This is a genomic window from Pseudomonas sp. MONT-RG-20F-20-E-7-02 (assembly GCF_022662395.1).
Lineage (GTDB): Bacteria > Pseudomonadota > Gammaproteobacteria > Pseudomonadales > Pseudomonadaceae > Aquipseudomonas.
The window spans coordinates 134,636-149,667 of the sequence record NZ_JAKNQN010000009.1; the positions used below are offsets into that span (position 1 = coordinate 134,636).

The following is a 15,032-nucleotide window of genomic DNA, read 5'->3' on the forward strand; positions in this document are numbered from 1 at the left end:
GTTCCTCGACTTACAACGGCTTGACGGTGAACAGGCCGTCGTCGTGGCCCTCTTCGGAGCCTCCGTAGACTTGTTCGGCTACGGTGCGGATGTTGCTGCCACGCGCCTGCAGAATCTGGTCCATGGCGCCGGCAAACCAGCCGGTGAACATGTAGTCGACTTTGCGCCCAACCTTGCCGTACACGTAGACGAAGGCCGAGTGTTCGAGTTTGACGCTGGCAGTGCCCTTGTCGAGGTCGATGTCCTGAATCTTGAACAGGCCCCAGCCGCGTTGCGACAGGCGCTTCATGTAGTGTTCGAACACCGCGACGCCTTCCAGGCCGTGGCATTCAGCTTCTTTCTCACACCAGTGCCAGGCGGATTTGTAGCCGGCCTTGTAGAGGATTTCGGCATAGGCATCTGCGCCCAGCACTTCTTCGATGCCCATGTGGTTGTTGACGAAGAAATGGCGCGGCACGTACAGCATCGGCAGGGCGTCGGAGGTCCAGACACCGGTTTCGCTGTCGACTTCGATAGGCAATTGCGGGGCGATCTTAGCCATGGAAACTTAACTCCAGAAAATTCGTTTGGATGCCCCAGGCACCGGATGGCCTGGGGAAAAGAAATGTTGGCGGTGGCTTATTCGCCCCAGACGTCTTTCAGAACGTTGACCCAGTTTTCGCCCATGATTTTGCGCACCACGCGCTCGCTGTGACCGCGCTTGAGCAGGGTCTCGGTGAGGTTGGGGAACTCGCCCACGGTGCGGATGCCCAGCGGGTTGATGATCTTGCCGAAGCTGGTCAGGCGGCGGGCGTAGCCCTTGTCGTGGGTCAGCATTTCGAAGAAATCCTGGCCATGGCCCTGGGTGAAGTCGGTGCCGATGCCGATGGCGTCTTCGCCGACGATGTTCATGGTGTATTCGATGGCTTCGGCGTAGTCGTCGATGGTTGAATCGATGCCCTTGGCCAGAAACGGCGCAAACATGGTCACGCCGACAAAACCGCCGTGGTCCGCAATAAACTTAAGCTCTTCATCGGACTTGTTGCGCGGGTGCTCTTTAAGGCCTGAAGGCAGGCAGTGGGAGTAGCACACCGGTTTTTTCGATTCGAGGATGACTTCTTCGCTGGTCTTGGAGCCGACGTGGGACAGGTCGCACATGATGCCGACGCGGTTCATCTCGCCGACGACTTCACGGCCAAAGCCCGACAGGCCGCCGTCGCGCTCATAGCAGCCGGTGCCGACCAGGTTCTGGGTGTTGTAGCACATCTGTACAACGCCCACGCCGAGCTGCTTGAAGATCTCGACGTAGCCCAACTGGTCTTCGAACGCATGGGCGTTCTGGAAGCCGAAGATGATGCCGGTCTTGCCCTGCTCCTTGGCTTTGCGGATGTCGGCGGTGGTTTTCACCGGGATCACCAGGTCGCTGTTCTCACGGATCAGGGTCTGGCTGGCCACGATGTTATTGATCGTGGCCTGGAAGCCTTCCCACACCGACACCGTGCAGTTGGCGGCGGTCAGGCCACCTTTGCGCATGTCCTCGAACAGGTCGCGGTTCCACTTGGCAATGATCAGCCCGTCGATAACGATGCTGTCGGCGTGCAATTCGGCTGGGCTCATCAGGCGTCCCCTTATTGGCGATTCATGCGCCGAATCGTCTGCCGGCGCTTTGGGGCCAGCATATGCCCAGGGGCTGAACGAACCGGGTGCAAAAACGACAGGGGAATTGCCGAAAGCGTCAATCCGCGACAAAGGCCTACATGACACGTCTGACTGACGACTGTTCTTTGTCTTACGCTTGAGCCAGAATTCCGCATCACCTGATATGAGACGGCGCAATGAAATCGATTTTCCTGGCTTTGGCACTCATCGCAACCGGCGTCCACGCGGCCGAAGACACGGACAACACGCCGTGCGATGGCATCGAGAACGACAAGCAAACCCTGGAATGCGCCACGTACAACAAGACCACCGCCGAGCAATTGCTCAAGGATAACTATCAAGGCTTGCTGGAACGCATGGGTTCGACCTATGGCAGCAACAAGTCGCAACTGGCCGACATTACCGCTCGTCTGAAGGATGCCCAGCAAAAATGGGAAAAACTGCGTGACGCCGATTGCGCCGTGGACACCTTCCCGGCGGTGAATGGCAGCAAGGACTACGCGATCCAGCAGAATGACTGCCTGGCGCGGATGAGTGATGAGCGGTCGGAGTTTTTGGAGTCGATTGGGCAGGAATAAGCGACAATCCCTGCCACTTTTCTCTGAATCAAGGCCATTCATGACTATCTGCGGCATCGAAATCAAAGGCAGCGAAGCCATCATCGCTGTCGCCTCACTGGACAGCCAGGCGCTGACACACGTCGCCCTGGCCACCAAGAAAATCGCCCTCGAAGATGACGATGAAGCGGCCAACGTCAAAGCCTTCGCCGCCCAGGTGAAGGCTTTCGTACAGTCAAACGCGATCACCCGCATTGCGATCAAGAAGCGCAGCAAAAAAGGCGAGTTCGCCGGTGGCCCGACCACGTTCAAGATTGAAGGTGTGTTTCAGTTGCTGGACGGCGTTGAGGTGATGCTGTTGTCGCCGCAGACCATCAATGCGCAGAACAAAAAGCACGGCTTTGACCTGCCGGCCTCGCTGAACAAATATCAGCATGAGGCCTACAAGGCGGCGTGCTCGGCACTGCTGAAGAAATAAGCCACAGCAAAGATCAATGTGGGAGCTGGCTTGCCTGCGATGGCGGCGGGTCAGCACCACAAATGCCATCGGCTACACCGCTATCGCAGGCAAGCCAGCTCCCACATTTGATGCGTATACACTCAGTAATTTGCGCGGTGGCGATGAATTCCCAAGCCGTGGAAACTGAGATTTATACTCAATTATGGAAACGACTATAAATTATAGTCATCACTATAATTGGCTAAAAAACGATCAAACCACCTCCCGTCGCCGATCCTCTCTCGGGCACTTCGCAAACCGCGCCCGATAGCTTCGCGTGAAGTAAGAAGGCGACTCAAACCCGCACGCAATACTCACCTCCAGCACACTCAGGTCGCTCTGACGCAATAACTGCCGGGCTTTTTCCAGGCGCAGGCCGAGGTAGAAGTTGCTCGGCGTATCGTTCAAATGCAAACGAAACAACCGCTCCAACTGGCGCCGCGTGACATTGATCGCGTCGGCCAATGCCAGGGTGCTCAGCGGCGGTTCGGTGTGTTGTTCCATCTCGCCAATCACCTGCACCAACTTCTTGTTGTTGATGCCATAGCGCGTGGCGATCTGCATGCGCTGGTGGTCTTTGCGTGGGCGGATGCGGCTGAGTACGAATTGTTCGGAAACCTGGATCGCCAGCTCCGGGCCGTGGGCCTGGGCGATCAGGTCGAGCATCAGGTCGATGGACGCAGTGCCGCCGGCGCAGGTGATGCGGCGGCGGTCGATCTCGAACAGTTCCTGGGTCACCGTGAGCTGTGGATAAGACTCCTTGAAGGCGTCGATGGCTTCCCAGTGCAGGGTGAGGCGGTGGCCATCGAGCAAACCGGCTTCAGCGAGCACACAGGCGCCGGTGTCGATGGCGCCGAGGGTCACGCCGTCGTGGTCGAGGCGGCGCAGCCAGTGTTCCAGCGCGGGTGTGGTGAACTTCAAGGGTTCGAAGCCGGCAACCACCATCAGCGTCGCGCCTTTTTTCAGCGGTTCCAGCGCCGCGTCGGCGTTGACCGACATGCCATTGCTCGCCAGCACCGCGCCGCCGTCGGCGCTCAACACATGCCAGCGGTACAGCTCGCCACGAAAGCGGTTGGCCACCCGCAGCGGTTCCAGCGCGGAGATAAAGCCGATGGCCGAGAAACCCGGCATCAGCAGAAAGTAGAAATCCTGGGACATGGTGGCGCTCTCGTAGGACGGGCAGCGTGGTCACTGTGATACGCCAGTTCAACGGGCCATTCAAGAGCACAGGTCGCTGCAGTGCAAGAGCGGGTCGCCGTCGTGCGTTTTGTCGGGCCCGAAGGTACGTAACTTGATCCCACGGCGCACAAAGACGCCGGCCCCCACAATAACGACCTGCCGAGGGATCCACCATGAACCGACTGATCAGCCGCTGCGTGCTTGCACTCAGCGCCAGCGCCATTTTGAGCACCAGCGTATTCGCGGCCGACGCAGAATCTTGCCGGAACGTGCGCATGGGCGTGGTTAACTGGACCGACGTAATCGCCACCAGCGCCATGACCCAAGTGTTGCTCGACGGCCTCGGCTACAAGACCAAACAGACCAGCGCCTCCCAGCAAATCATCTTCGCCGGCATCCGTGACCAACGCCTGGATATGTTCCTGGGCTACTGGAACCCGCTGATGACCCAGACCATCACGCCGTTCGTCGATGCCAAGCAAGTCAAAGTCCTCGAGAAACCCAGCCTGGAAGACGCCCGCGCCACCCTCGCCGTGCCGACGTACCTGGCGGACAAGGGCCTGAAAACCTTCGCCGACATCGCCAGGTTCGAAAAAGAACTGGGCGGCAAGATCTACGGCATCGAGCCAGGCTCGGGCGCCAACACCCAGATCAAGGCGATGATCGCCAAGAACCAGTTCGGCCTGGGCAAATTCCAGTTGGTGGAGTCCAGCGAGGCCGGCATGCTCGCCGCCGTCGACCGCGCGGTACGCCGCAAGGAAGCCGTGGTGTTCTTCGGCTGGGCGCCGCACCCGATGAACGTCAACGTCGCCATGACTTACCTCACCGGCAGTGACGACGCCCTGGGCCCGAACGAAGGCATGGCCACGGTGTGGAGCGTCACCTCGCCGACCTACGCCGAACAGTGCCCCAACGTGCACAAGTTGCTGACCAACCTGACCTTCACCGCCGCCGACGAGAGCCGGATGATGCAGCCATTGCTGGATCACAAGGACGCCATCGAGTCCGCCAAGCAGTGGCTCAAGGACCACCCGCAAGACCAGCAGCGCTGGCTCGAAGGCGTGACCACCTTCGACGGCAAGCCCGCCGCGGCCAACCTGCAACTGACCAGCCAATAACCTGATTCGAATCACCGTGTCGCAGCCGCCGTTGGCTGCGAACGGCATCACTACGCCCGCCTGTAAGGAACCGCCTCATGAACCACGACGTCATCATCACCTGCGCACTCACCGGTGCTGGCGACACGACCGGCAGAAGCCCACACGTGCCCGTCACGCCCAAACAAATCGCCGCCGCTGCCGTAGAAGCCGCCAAGGCTGGCGCGACCGTGGTGCACTGCCACGTGCGTGACCCCGAAACCGGCAAGTTCAGCCGCGACGTCGCGCTGTACCGCGAAGTGATGGAGCGCATCCGCGAGGCCGACATCGACATCATCGTCAACCTCACCGCCGGTATGGGCGGCGACCTGGAGATCGGTGGCGGCGAGCGCCCCATGGAGTTCGGCCCCAACACCGACCTGGTCGGCCCGCTGACCCGCCTGGCCCACGTGGAAGAGCTGCTGCCGGAAATCTGCACCCTCGATTGCGGCACGCTGAACTTCGGCGATGGCGACACCATTTACGTGTCCACCCCGGCGCAATTGCGCGCTGGCGCCAAACGTATTCAAGAGCTGGGCGTAAAAGCTGAGCTGGAAATTTTCGACACCGGCCACCTGTGGTTCGCCAAGCAGATGATCAAGGAAGGTCTGCTCGACAACCCGCTGTTCCAACTGTGCCTGGGCATCCCATGGGGCGCACCGGCCGACACCACCACCATGAAAGCCATGGTCGACAACCTGCCCGCCGACGCGGTGTGGGCCGGTTTCGGCATCGGCCGCATGCAAATGCCGATGGCCGCGCAAGCGGTGCTGCTGGGCGGCAACGTGCGGGTCGGCCTGGAAGACAACCTGTGGCTGGACAAAGGCGTGCTGGCCACCAACGGCCAGCTGGTGGAGCGCGCGAGTGAAATCCTCAGCCGCCTGGGCGCGCGGGTCATGACCCCGGCGGAAGGCCGAATCAAGATGGGCCTGACCAAGCGCGGCTAATTTTTCCAAACACTACTGCACCCTGTGGGAGTCGGGCTTGCCCGCGATAGCGGTACACCAGCACCGAATACTCCAACTGACACACCGCAATCGCAGGCAAGCCAGCTCCCACATTGATCACCGAATTATTCAGGGAACGTCGACATGCGCTTTATCACCGAAATCAAAACCTTCGCCGCCCTCGGCAGTGGCGTTATCGGCAGCGGCTGGGTGTCCCGCGCCCTCGCCCACGGCCTGGATGTAATCGCCTGGGACCCGGCGCCCGGCGCCGAAGCAGCCCTGCGCAAACGCGTCGCCAACGCCTGGGGCGCCTTGGAAAAACAAGGCCTGGCGCCAGGTGCGTCCCAAGACCGCCTGCGCTTTGTCGCCACTATCGAAGAGTGCGTGAAAGACGCCGATTTCATCCAGGAAAGCGCCCCGGAACGCTTGGAGCTGAAACTGGAATTGCACAGCAAAATCAGCGCGGCGGCCAAGCCGACGGCGTTGATTGGTTCGAGCACTTCAGGCCTGTTGCCGAGTGAGTTCTACGAGGGTTCCACTCACCCGGAACGTTGCGTAGTCGGCCACCCGTTCAACCCGGTTTACCTGCTGCCGCTGGTGGAAGTGGTGGGCGGCAAGAACACCGCACCCGAAGCGATTCAGGCGGCGATCAAGGTGTATGAATCCCTCGGCATGCGCCCACTGCATGTGCGCAAGGAAGTGCCAGGGTTTATCGCCGACCGCTTGCTCGAAGCGCTGTGGCGTGAGGCGCTGCACCTGGTCAACGACGGTGTGGCGACCACCGGCGAAATCGACGATGCAATTCGATTTGGCGCCGGGCTGCGCTGGTCGTTCATGGGCACCTTCCTCACGTACACCCTGGCCGGAGGCGATGCCGGCATGCGGCATTTCATGGCGCAGTTCGGCCCGGCATTGCAGTTGCCGTGGACCTACCTGCCGGCGCCGGAGTTGACCGACAAACTGATCGACGACGTAGTCGAAGGCACCAGTGATCAGTTAGGCACACACAGCATTTCGGCGCTGGAGCGCTATCGTGATGATTGCCTGTTGGCGGTGCTGGAAGCGGTAAAAACCACCAAAGCCAAACACGGCATGAGCTTCGCTGAATAACCGCTGTTGATTTCCTGTGGGAGCTGGCTTGCCTGCGATAGCGGTGTACGACTCACCGCCGCCATCGCAGGCAAGCCAGCTCCCACATTTTGACCGAGTACATTGTTCGGAATCCACGCCATGCCTGCACTGACGACTTACACCACCAACATCCAGCCCGACTGGGTGGATTACAACGGCCACCTGCGCGATGCGTTCTACCTGCTGATCTTCAGCTACGCCACCGACGCGCTGATGGACACTCTGGGTTTGGACAGTGAAAACCGCGAGGCCAGCGGCCATTCACTGTTCACTTTGGAACTGCACCTGAACTACCTGCACGAGGTAAAACTGGGTGCCGAGGTAGAAGTGCACACCCAATTGATCGCCCACGATGCCAAGCGCCTGCACCTCTATCACAGCCTGCATCGGGTGGGCGACGCGAAGGAACTGGCGGGCAACGAGCAGATGCTGCTGCACGTCGACCTCGCCGGCCCGCACTCAGCGCCGTTTACCGAAGCGACCCTGGAAAAACTCATCGCCATCAGCGCTGATCAGGCCGACCTGCCCCGGCCTGCCCTGCTCGGTCGTGTGATTGGATTGCCGCCCAAAAAACACTAAGGAATCGCCATGCAAACCGCCGCCGCTGTTGCCGATTTTCGTACTTGCACTGCCCATATTCGACTATGCGGCCGTGATGGAAGACCCGAAAAGCCTGCTGCAATGGTTGCTGGCCTTGCGTGACTCAGACCGAGTTCCAAAGTTGGAATGCAGTCAAAAGTGGGAGCGGGCTTGCTCGCGAAGAGGCCAGCACAGCCACCACAAATCCCAGACAAAAAAGCCCCGATCCAGCCGTGACTGGATCGGGGCAGAGCGCTTGGTGTGAGCGTGACATCCCGAGGGTGACCAAACCTTCAAGGTGCGTGCCTGGCATTCAGTGTGCCTATTACTTCTGTCGGTAAATGACCCGAAAACGACCTGCTCATAGCCATATGAGCCATTCGTTGAATCTGCCCTTGCCGACCGGTCGAGGGCCTACCAGAATCCAAGTCAATCCCCGCTCCCTACACCAGGATGAACGTCATGATGCACGCGGATTTGATTGACCAGGATGACCTGCTGGGCCAACTGCGCTCGCTGGGTTTTGAAGTGTCCAGCGGTGCTACCGCCGAGCAGGCCTGCGAGTGCGCAGTGCGCGGCTTGAGCGCGGCCCGGGCCAAGGCGCTCAAGGGCATGGTGGAACAGATGTACACCGGCAGCGCGACGATCCTGCCGGCAGTACGGCAGGCGATCGACAAGCAGTTGTTGCCGGCTTTGGTGCAGTTTCGGCAGAACTCTGGCGCCTGACATATCGCTATCGCGGGCAAGCCCGGCTCCCACATTGATCGGTGCTTTAAGCAACAACTCGGTCAAAGGTGGGAGCGGGCTTGCCTGCGATGCAGGCAACTCGGTCTAGAGCCTTACACTCGCGAACGTCGACTCGTTCCGAGCCTGGCTCAATGCCGACATCGGCCCCGACAACGGTGACAACACCAGCGCCTGCGGAATCGGCATCATCGCCACTTGCTGGGTGGTATTGGACCCTACGCGCTCATCCCGTGGTGGAATGCCGAAGTATTCGCGGTAGCACTTGGAGAAGTGTGGCGTGGACACAAACCCGCACACCGAGGCCACTTCGATGATCGACATCGGCGTTTGCTTGAGCAACTGCCGTGCACGGATCAGGCGCAGCTTGAGGTAGTAGCGCGACGGCGAGCAGTGCAGGTATTTCTGGAACAGCCGCTCCAGCTGGCGACGCGACACGGCGACGTACACCGCCAGCTCGTCCAGGTCGATCGGCTCTTCGAGGTTGGCTTCCATCAACGCAACGATTTCCTGCAGCTTCGGCTGGTTGGTGCCGAGCATGTGCTTGAGCGGCACGCGCTGGTGATCCTGTTCGTTGCGGATGCGTTCGTACACAAACATTTCGGAAATCGCGGCGGACAATTCACGGCCGTGGTCGCGGCTGATCAGGTGCAGCATCATGTCCAGCGGCGCGGTGCCGCCCGAGCTGGTGAAGCGGTTACGGTCGAGGGTGAACAGGCGTGTGCTCATGGCCACACGCGGGAAGGCTTCCTGCATCGACGCCAGGCATTCCCAGTGCACGCTGCAATCAAAACCGTCGAGCAAGCCGGCGCAGGCCAAGGCCCAACTGCCGGTGCACACGGCGCCAAGGCGACGTGACTGGCGCGCCTGGCTTTGCAGCCACGACACGTGCTCACGGGTGACGGTGCGCTGGATACCCACGCCGCCGCACACAATTACAGTGTCCAGGGCCGGGGCTTTGTGCATGGAGGCATCGGGGGTGATTTGCAGACCGTCGCTGGCCCACACCTGGTTTCCGTCGACACTCAGGGTTGTCCAGCGATACAGCTCGCGGCCGGACAGCTGGTTGGCCATGCGCAGGGGTTCCACTGCGGACGCCAGGGAAATCAGCGTGAAATTGTCCAGCAGCAAAAAGCCGATGGATTGAGGCGCACGGTTCTGGGGTTGAGCCCCGGAGTTGAACGACGTCATCGCAGTATCTCCTCACACAAAGCGGGTGATGGCCTCAGGCGAGGCTCTTGTTATTGCGCTCGCCCTGGAAAGGAGAGGCTTTGAATTGATAGAGCAAATGCCATGCCTAAAATTGAATGGCCATTCAATAACTCCTGAAAACGACCTGATGACGCGTCTATATAAGCCCGCGCAACGAGTGCGGGATATGCCCCGAAAAGGCCGTTGGAGCGAGCCTGCTCACGGGGTGTGAGCAGATCGGTAGCACTTGTGGGAAGGCGCTTTGAGCGGGTGGGGAAAGTCTGTCACCGCACGCACAGGTGACGGGTGGTCGGGCAAGGAATCGTCTGAGGGCTACTTGTCTGTTTGCGACGCGCTAAAAGGTGGCGCTTTTGGATCCGGGTGTTCACTTTATGAGCAGTGGTGCCAGGTCTACCGCTATCGCGGGCAAGCCCGCTCCCACATTTTGACCTGTGAATACATTCAAAGGTGGGAGCTGGCCTGCCTGCGATGCAGGCGACTCGGTCTCAGCACTCAACCGCACTCACCGCCAACCCGCCCCGCGAGGTTTCCTTGTACTTGTCATGCATGTCCGCGCCGGTATCGCGCATGGTGCGGATCACGCGGTCCAGGGAGATAAAGTGCTGACCGTCGCCACGCAGCGCCATTTGCGCCGCGTTGATCGCTTTCACTGCCGCAATCGCGTTGCGCTCGATGCACGGCACTTGCACCAGCCCGCCCACCGGGTCGCAGGTCAGGCCGAGGTTATGTTCCAGGCCGATTTCGGCGGCGTTGCACACCTGCTCCGGCGTGGCGCCGAGAATCTCCGCCAACCCGGCGGCGGCCATGGCGCAGGCCGAACCCACCTCACCCTGGCAGCCAACTTCGGCGCCGGAGATCGAGGCGTTCTTTTTACACAGAATGCCCACCGCCGCCGCGCCGAGCAGGTAGTCGACGACGTTGGCTTCAGTGACCTCTTCGCTGAACTTCATAAAGTAGTGCAGCACCGCCGGGATGATGCCCGCCGCGCCATTGGTGGGCGCGGTGACCATGCGCCCGCCGGCGGCGTTTTCTTCGTTCACCGCCAGGGCGAACAGGTTGACCCATTCCATCGCGCTCAAGGTCGAACCGATCACATTCGGCTTGCCCAACTCCTGCAAGCTGCGATGCAACTTGGCGGCGCGGCGACGCACATTGAGCCCGCCCGGCAGGATGCCTTCGTGCTTGAGGCCCTGCTCCACGCAATCCTGCATGGCGCGCCACAGCTTCATCAGGCCGCTGCGGATTTCTTCTTCGCTGCGCCAGGTCTTTTCATTCGCCAGCATCAACTCGGCGACGCGCAGGTTGTGGGTCTTGCACAGCTGCAACAGCTCTACCGCGCTGGAAAAATCATACGGCAGTTCGGTGCGGTCCATATCGGCCACGCCGCTTTGCGCCTGGGCTTGATCCACCACAAAACCGCCACCCACCGAATAGTAAGTGTCGCGGTGCAGCTCCCCGTTATCGCCGAACACGACAAGGGTCATGGCGTTGGGGTGAAACGGCAGGTTTTCGTCGAGCAGGCGCATGTCGCGCGCCCAGATAAACGGCACCGGCAAACGGCCGTCAAGCAGCAGGGTGTCGGTCTCGCGCAGGGTGTGAATACGCAGGCCGATTTGCGAAGGGTCGATTGCGTCGGGCCACTCGCCCATCAGGCCCATGATGGTGGCGGTGTCGCTGCCGTGGCCGATGCCGGTGGCCGACAAAGAGCCGTACAGCTGAACTTCGACGCGCCTGACTTGTTCCAACAGTTCACGTTCACGTAATGCCTGGACGAACAACGCCGCGGCGCGCATGGGGCCGACGGTGTGAGAACTAGAAGGCCCGATGCCGATCTTGAACAGGTCGAAAACGCTGATAGCCATTGCGGTAGAACTCCTCGATAAGCACGGCCAGGCTTGAACGAGGTGCTACGCTCAGATCGCCCAGATGGCGGCATCATCAAGCTTTTATCCGCCCTCACGGCGTCTCACACCGACGCATCCATGCTCACCAGCGTCGCTCCCGTGCGATCAGGCGTTTTGGCCGTTTTTAGCGGTGCAGATCGATAAAAACAGCAGTTTTGCCTTTGGAAAAATCTGTAAGCGACGTCACCGACACTGGATACGACCATCCCTGTACTGGATACGACGCCCCCTGTAGGCGTCAGATTTTCACTGGTACATGATCAGTCTCGACTCGTTTGCAAGGCACCGCGCCGCCGCTTTGTCGCACGCCCCAACCGCAACACTTATAAAGCGCGGCGAATGCCGCCAGAAAAAAGACACAGGAGTCTACCCCGATGAAAGGTTCACCCTCGTTGTTGTTGGCCGCCATGCTGAGTCTGCCAGCCCTGGCACACGCTGCAGAACCGGAACAGTGCAAGACCGTTAACTTCTCCGATGTCGGCTGGACCGACATCACCGTCACTACCGCAACCACCAGCGAAGTTCTCAAAGGCCTCGGCTACAAGCCACGCACCACGATGATTTCGGTGCCGGTGACGTACAAGTCGCTGGCCGACGGCAAGAACATGGACATCTTCCTCGGCAACTGGATGCCGACCATGGAAAACGACATCAAGCAGTACCGTGATGCCGGCACCGTGGAAACCGTGCGCGCCAACCTGGAAAACGCCAAGTACACCCTGGCCGTCCCGGAAGCGCTGTACAACAAGGGCCTGAAAGACTTTGCCGACATCGTCAAATTCAAGGATGAACTGGGCGGCAAGATCTACGGCATCGAGCCGGGCAACGACGGCAACCGCACCATCCAGACCCTCATCGACAAAGACGCCTTCGGCCTGAAAACCGCAGGTTTCAAAGTGGTCGAGTCCAGCGAAGCCGGGATGCTCTCGCAGGTGGAACGCGCCACCAAACGCGACCAGGCCATCGTGTTCCTCGGCTGGGAACCGCACCCGATGAACACTCGCTTCAAGATGAAGTACCTGACCGGTGGTGACGACTCGTTCGGCCCCAACTACGGCCAGGCCACCATCTACACCAACGTTCGCAAGGGCTACACCCAGGAATGCAGCAACGTGGGCCAGTTGCTGAAAAACCTGTCGTTCACCTTGAACATGGAAAGCACCCTGATGGGTAACGTCCTGGACGACAAGATGAAGCCCGACGCCGCGGCGAAAGCCTGGCTGAAGAAGAACCCGCAAGTACTCGACACCTGGCTGGCCGGTGTGACCACCGTCGATGGCAAACCAGGGTTGGAGGCCGTCAAGGAATACCTCGCTAAGTAAGTGCTGACCCCAGGCCGGTGCGCTGGCCTGGGATGTTTTCCCCTTCGCATGTGGACATTCACTACCATGCTGACTGAACAGAAAATCCCACTAGGCCAGTACATCGCTGCCTTCGTCGAATGGTTGACCAAACACGGTGCCAACTATTTCGACGCAATCGCATCGACCCTGGAAACGATGATCCACGGCGTGACGTTTGCGCTGACCTGGTTCAATCCGCTGGCATTGATCGGTCTGATTGCGCTACTCGCTCACTTTATTCAACGCAAATGGGGCCTGACTGTTTTTGTTATCGCCTCCTTCCTGCTGATCCTCAACCTGGGGTACTGGCAGGAAACCATGGAAACCCTCGCGCAGGTGTTGTTCGCCACTCTGGTCTGCGTGGTCATCGGCGTGCCGCTGGGCATTGTTGCCGCGCACAAACCGATGTTCTACACCCTGATGCGGCCGGTGCTCGATCTGATGCAGACCGTGCCGACCTTCGTCTACCTCATCCCTACCCTGACCCTCTTCGGGCTGGGTGTGGTGCCTGGGCTGATCTCCACGGTGGTGTTCGCGATTGCCGCGCCCATCCGCCTGACTTACCTGGGTATCCGTGATGTGCCGCAAGAGTTGATGGACGCCGGCAAGGCCTTTGGCTGCTCGCGCCGTCAGTTGCTCTCGCGGATTGAACTGCCCCACGCCATGCCGAGCATTGCCGCCGGCATTACCCAATGCATCATGCTGTCGTTGTCGATGGTGGTGATCGCGGCCCTGGTGGGCGCCGACGGCCTCGGCAAGCCGGTGGTCAACGCGCTGAACACGGCTGACATCGCCTTGGGCTTTGAAGCCGGCCTGGCAATCGTGTTGCTGGCCATCATGCTCGACCGCATCTGCAAACAACCCGACGCCAAAGTAGGGGGTGATGCATGAGCATTATCCGATTCGACAATGTCGATGTGATCTTCTCCAAAGACCCGCGCGAGGCACTCAAGCTGCTCGACCAGGGCATGCACCGCAACGAGATCCTGAAAAAGACCGGGCAGATTGTCGGCGTTGAAAAAGCCAGCCTGGACATCGAAAAAGGCGAGATCTGCGTGCTCATGGGCCTGTCGGGCTCGGGCAAGTCGAGCTTGCTGCGCTGCATCAACGGCCTCAACACCGTCAGCCGTGGCCAGCTGTTTGTGGAACACGAAGGGCGCCAGATCGACATCGCATCGTGCACGCCTGCCGAGCTGAAGATGATGCGCACCAAGCGTATCGCCATGGTGTTCCAGAAGTTCGCCCTGATGCCTTGGCTGACGGTGCGCGAGAACATCAGCTTCGGCCTGGAAATGCAGGGCCGTCCGGAGAAAGAACGGCGCAAGCTGGTGGACGAGAAACTTGAACTGGTGGGCCTGGCCCAATGGCGTAACAAGAAGCCGGACGAGTTGTCCGGTGGCATGCAGCAGCGCGTCGGCCTGGCCCGCGCGTTGGCGATGGACGCCGATATCCTGCTGATGGACGAACCTTTCTCCGCCCTCGACCCGCTGATCCGCCAAGGTCTGCAAGATGAATTGCTGGAGCTGCAACGCAAGCTGAGCAAGACCATTGTGTTCGTGAGCCACGACCTGGATGAGGCGCTCAAATTGGGTAGCCGCATTGCGATCATGAAAGACGGCAAGATCATCCAGTACAGCGTGCCGGAAGAGATCGTGCTGAACCCGGCGGACGACTATGTGCGCACCTTCGTCGCCCACACCAACCCGCTGAATGTACTGTGCGGTCGCAGCCTGATGCGTACCCTGGACAACTGCAAACGCATCAACGGTTCAGTGTGCCTGGACCCAGGCGGCGATTCGTGGCTGGACTTGGCCGAAGGCAACACCATCCAGGGTGCCCGCCAGAATGGCGCGGTGCTGAACCTGCAAAACTGGGCGCCAGGGCAAGCGGTGGAAGGCCTGGGCCGGGTGCCGACGCTGGTGGATTCGAATATCGGCATGCGCGATGCATTGCAGATTCGTTATCACACCGGGAACAAGTTGGTGCTGCATGACAGCAACCATAAGGTGGTGGGGATCTTGGGCGACAGTGAGCTTTACCACGCGCTGCTGGGCAAGAACCTGGGCTGACAGACACTGCAAAATCAACTGAAGAAACTGGGTCAATGTGGGAGCTGGCTTGCCTGCTCCCACATTGATCGTTCCCACGCTCTGCGTGGGAATG

At 60.1% G+C, this 15,032-nt stretch carries 15 protein-coding genes; 10 read left to right on the top strand and 5 right to left on the bottom strand.

Annotation, left to right across the window (positions count from 1 at the left end; all coding sequences use genetic code 11):
• Window positions 1–10 precede the first annotated feature (10 nt).
• Together L8I05_RS24195 and L8I05_RS24200 are read right to left on the bottom strand one after the other, a co-directional pair.
• Window positions 11–541 carry a DUF5943 domain-containing protein gene (locus tag L8I05_RS24195; protein ID WP_003194877.1) on the bottom strand — a complete coding sequence of 177 codons (531 nt, stop codon included), beginning with the start codon at window positions 539–541 and terminating at the stop codon, window positions 11–13.
• Between the two features lie 77 nt (window positions 542–618).
• Entirely contained in the window at window positions 619–1,596 is a 978-nt protein-coding gene (locus L8I05_RS24200; protein WP_016972866.1) for a dipeptidase, read from the bottom strand.
• A gap of 218 nt (window positions 1,597–1,814) precedes the next feature.
• On the opposite strand from L8I05_RS24200, the gene L8I05_RS24205 reads away from it, so the two are divergent.
• Complete coding sequence (locus L8I05_RS24205) at window positions 1,815–2,216, top strand: lysozyme inhibitor LprI family protein (RefSeq protein ID WP_056857778.1); 402 nt, start codon at window positions 1,815–1,817, stop codon at window positions 2,214–2,216.
• A 40-nt stretch (window positions 2,217–2,256) separates the two neighbouring features.
• The gene (locus L8I05_RS24210) at window positions 2,257–2,673 is read left to right on the top strand and encodes a DUF3010 family protein (protein ID WP_242171805.1); all 417 of its coding nucleotides are present in this window, start codon (window positions 2,257–2,259) and stop codon (window positions 2,671–2,673) included.
• Between the two features lie 234 nt (window positions 2,674–2,907).
• On the opposite strand, the gene L8I05_RS24215 is transcribed toward L8I05_RS24210, so the two are convergent.
• Window positions 2,908–3,852 (bottom strand): GlxA family transcriptional regulator, encoded by a 945-nt coding sequence (locus tag L8I05_RS24215; RefSeq protein WP_242171811.1) that lies wholly within the window; start codon window positions 3,850–3,852, stop codon window positions 2,908–2,910.
• 194 nt (window positions 3,853–4,046) lie between these two features.
• Here L8I05_RS24215 and L8I05_RS24220 point away from each other — a divergent pair, with 194 nt between their 5' ends.
• From L8I05_RS24220 to L8I05_RS24240, 5 genes are all read left to right on the top strand, one after another.
• A complete protein-coding gene (locus L8I05_RS24220) occupies window positions 4,047–4,991 on the top strand; it encodes a choline ABC transporter substrate-binding protein (RefSeq protein WP_242171814.1) in 945 nt (314 codons plus the stop codon).
• 77 nt (window positions 4,992–5,068) lie between these two features.
• On the top strand, window positions 5,069–5,956 hold the full coding sequence (locus L8I05_RS24225; protein ID WP_242171817.1) for a 3-keto-5-aminohexanoate cleavage protein: 888 nt from the start codon (window positions 5,069–5,071) through the stop codon (window positions 5,954–5,956).
• Between the two features lie 144 nt (window positions 5,957–6,100).
• The gene (locus L8I05_RS24230) at window positions 6,101–7,066 is read left to right on the top strand and encodes an L-carnitine dehydrogenase (RefSeq protein ID WP_242171820.1); all 966 of its coding nucleotides are present in this window, start codon (window positions 6,101–6,103) and stop codon (window positions 7,064–7,066) included.
• Between the two features lie 120 nt (window positions 7,067–7,186).
• Window positions 7,187–7,666 carry a thioesterase family protein gene (locus L8I05_RS24235; protein WP_242171821.1) on the top strand — a complete coding sequence of 160 codons (480 nt, stop codon included), beginning with the start codon at window positions 7,187–7,189 and terminating at the stop codon, window positions 7,664–7,666.
• A gap of 462 nt (window positions 7,667–8,128) precedes the next feature.
• The gene (locus L8I05_RS24240) at window positions 8,129–8,392 is read left to right on the top strand and encodes a hypothetical protein (RefSeq protein ID WP_003216918.1); all 264 of its coding nucleotides are present in this window, start codon (window positions 8,129–8,131) and stop codon (window positions 8,390–8,392) included.
• Window positions 8,393–8,497: 105 nt separating this feature from the next.
• On the opposite strand, the gene L8I05_RS24245 is transcribed toward L8I05_RS24240, so the two are convergent.
• Together L8I05_RS24245 and L8I05_RS24250 are read right to left on the bottom strand one after the other, a co-directional pair.
• Window positions 8,498–9,601, bottom strand: coding sequence for a GlxA family transcriptional regulator (locus L8I05_RS24245; RefSeq protein WP_005792167.1), 1,104 nt, complete (start codon window positions 9,599–9,601; stop codon window positions 8,498–8,500).
• Between the two features lie 506 nt (window positions 9,602–10,107).
• On the bottom strand, window positions 10,108–11,484 hold the full coding sequence (locus L8I05_RS24250; RefSeq protein ID WP_242171827.1) for an L-serine ammonia-lyase: 1,377 nt from the start codon (window positions 11,482–11,484) through the stop codon (window positions 10,108–10,110).
• Between the two features lie 416 nt (window positions 11,485–11,900).
• Between L8I05_RS24250 and L8I05_RS24255 the strand changes: the two genes are divergently transcribed.
• From L8I05_RS24255 to choV, 3 genes are all read left to right on the top strand, one after another.
• A complete protein-coding gene (locus tag L8I05_RS24255; protein WP_242171830.1) occupies window positions 11,901–12,848 on the top strand; it encodes a choline ABC transporter substrate-binding protein in 948 nt (315 codons plus the stop codon).
• 66 nt (window positions 12,849–12,914) lie between these two features.
• Window positions 12,915–13,760, top strand: coding sequence for a choline ABC transporter permease subunit (choW, locus tag L8I05_RS24260; protein WP_150295675.1), 846 nt, complete (start codon window positions 12,915–12,917; stop codon window positions 13,758–13,760).
• Window positions 13,757–14,938 (top strand): choline ABC transporter ATP-binding protein, encoded by a 1,182-nt coding sequence (gene choV / locus L8I05_RS24265; protein ID WP_242171833.1) that lies wholly within the window; start codon window positions 13,757–13,759, stop codon window positions 14,936–14,938. The genes choW and choV overlap by 4 nt, the downstream gene beginning before the upstream one ends.
• Window positions 14,939–15,032 lie beyond the last annotated feature (94 nt).

What these genes read in the sequence shown, in the direction of transcription:
- L8I05_RS24195 (WP_003194877.1), bottom strand. Translation starts at nt 541, where the DNA reads ATGGCTAAGATCGCCCCGCAATTGCCTATCGAAGTCGACAGCGAAACC.
- L8I05_RS24200 (WP_016972866.1), bottom strand. Translation starts at nt 1,596, where the DNA reads ATGAGCCCAGCCGAATTGCACGCCGACAGCATCGTTATCGACGGGCTG.
- L8I05_RS24205 (WP_056857778.1), top strand. Translation starts at nt 1,815, where the DNA reads ATGAAATCGATTTTCCTGGCTTTGGCACTCATCGCAACCGGCGTCCAC.
- L8I05_RS24210 (WP_242171805.1), top strand. Translation starts at nt 2,257, where the DNA reads ATGACTATCTGCGGCATCGAAATCAAAGGCAGCGAAGCCATCATCGCT.
- L8I05_RS24215 (WP_242171811.1), bottom strand. Translation starts at nt 3,852, where the DNA reads ATGTCCCAGGATTTCTACTTTCTGCTGATGCCGGGTTTCTCGGCCATC.
- L8I05_RS24220 (WP_242171814.1), top strand. Translation starts at nt 4,047, where the DNA reads ATGAACCGACTGATCAGCCGCTGCGTGCTTGCACTCAGCGCCAGCGCC.
- L8I05_RS24225 (WP_242171817.1), top strand. Translation starts at nt 5,069, where the DNA reads ATGAACCACGACGTCATCATCACCTGCGCACTCACCGGTGCTGGCGAC.
- L8I05_RS24230 (WP_242171820.1), top strand. Translation starts at nt 6,101, where the DNA reads ATGCGCTTTATCACCGAAATCAAAACCTTCGCCGCCCTCGGCAGTGGC.
- L8I05_RS24235 (WP_242171821.1), top strand. Translation starts at nt 7,187, where the DNA reads ATGCCTGCACTGACGACTTACACCACCAACATCCAGCCCGACTGGGTG.
- L8I05_RS24240 (WP_003216918.1), top strand. Translation starts at nt 8,129, where the DNA reads ATGATGCACGCGGATTTGATTGACCAGGATGACCTGCTGGGCCAACTG.
- L8I05_RS24245 (WP_005792167.1), bottom strand. Translation starts at nt 9,601, where the DNA reads ATGACGTCGTTCAACTCCGGGGCTCAACCCCAGAACCGTGCGCCTCAA.
- L8I05_RS24250 (WP_242171827.1), bottom strand. Translation starts at nt 11,484, where the DNA reads ATGGCTATCAGCGTTTTCGACCTGTTCAAGATCGGCATCGGGCCTTCT.
- L8I05_RS24255 (WP_242171830.1), top strand. Translation starts at nt 11,901, where the DNA reads ATGAAAGGTTCACCCTCGTTGTTGTTGGCCGCCATGCTGAGTCTGCCA.
- choW (WP_150295675.1), top strand. Translation starts at nt 12,915, where the DNA reads ATGCTGACTGAACAGAAAATCCCACTAGGCCAGTACATCGCTGCCTTC.
- choV (WP_242171833.1), top strand. Translation starts at nt 13,757, where the DNA reads ATGAGCATTATCCGATTCGACAATGTCGATGTGATCTTCTCCAAAGAC.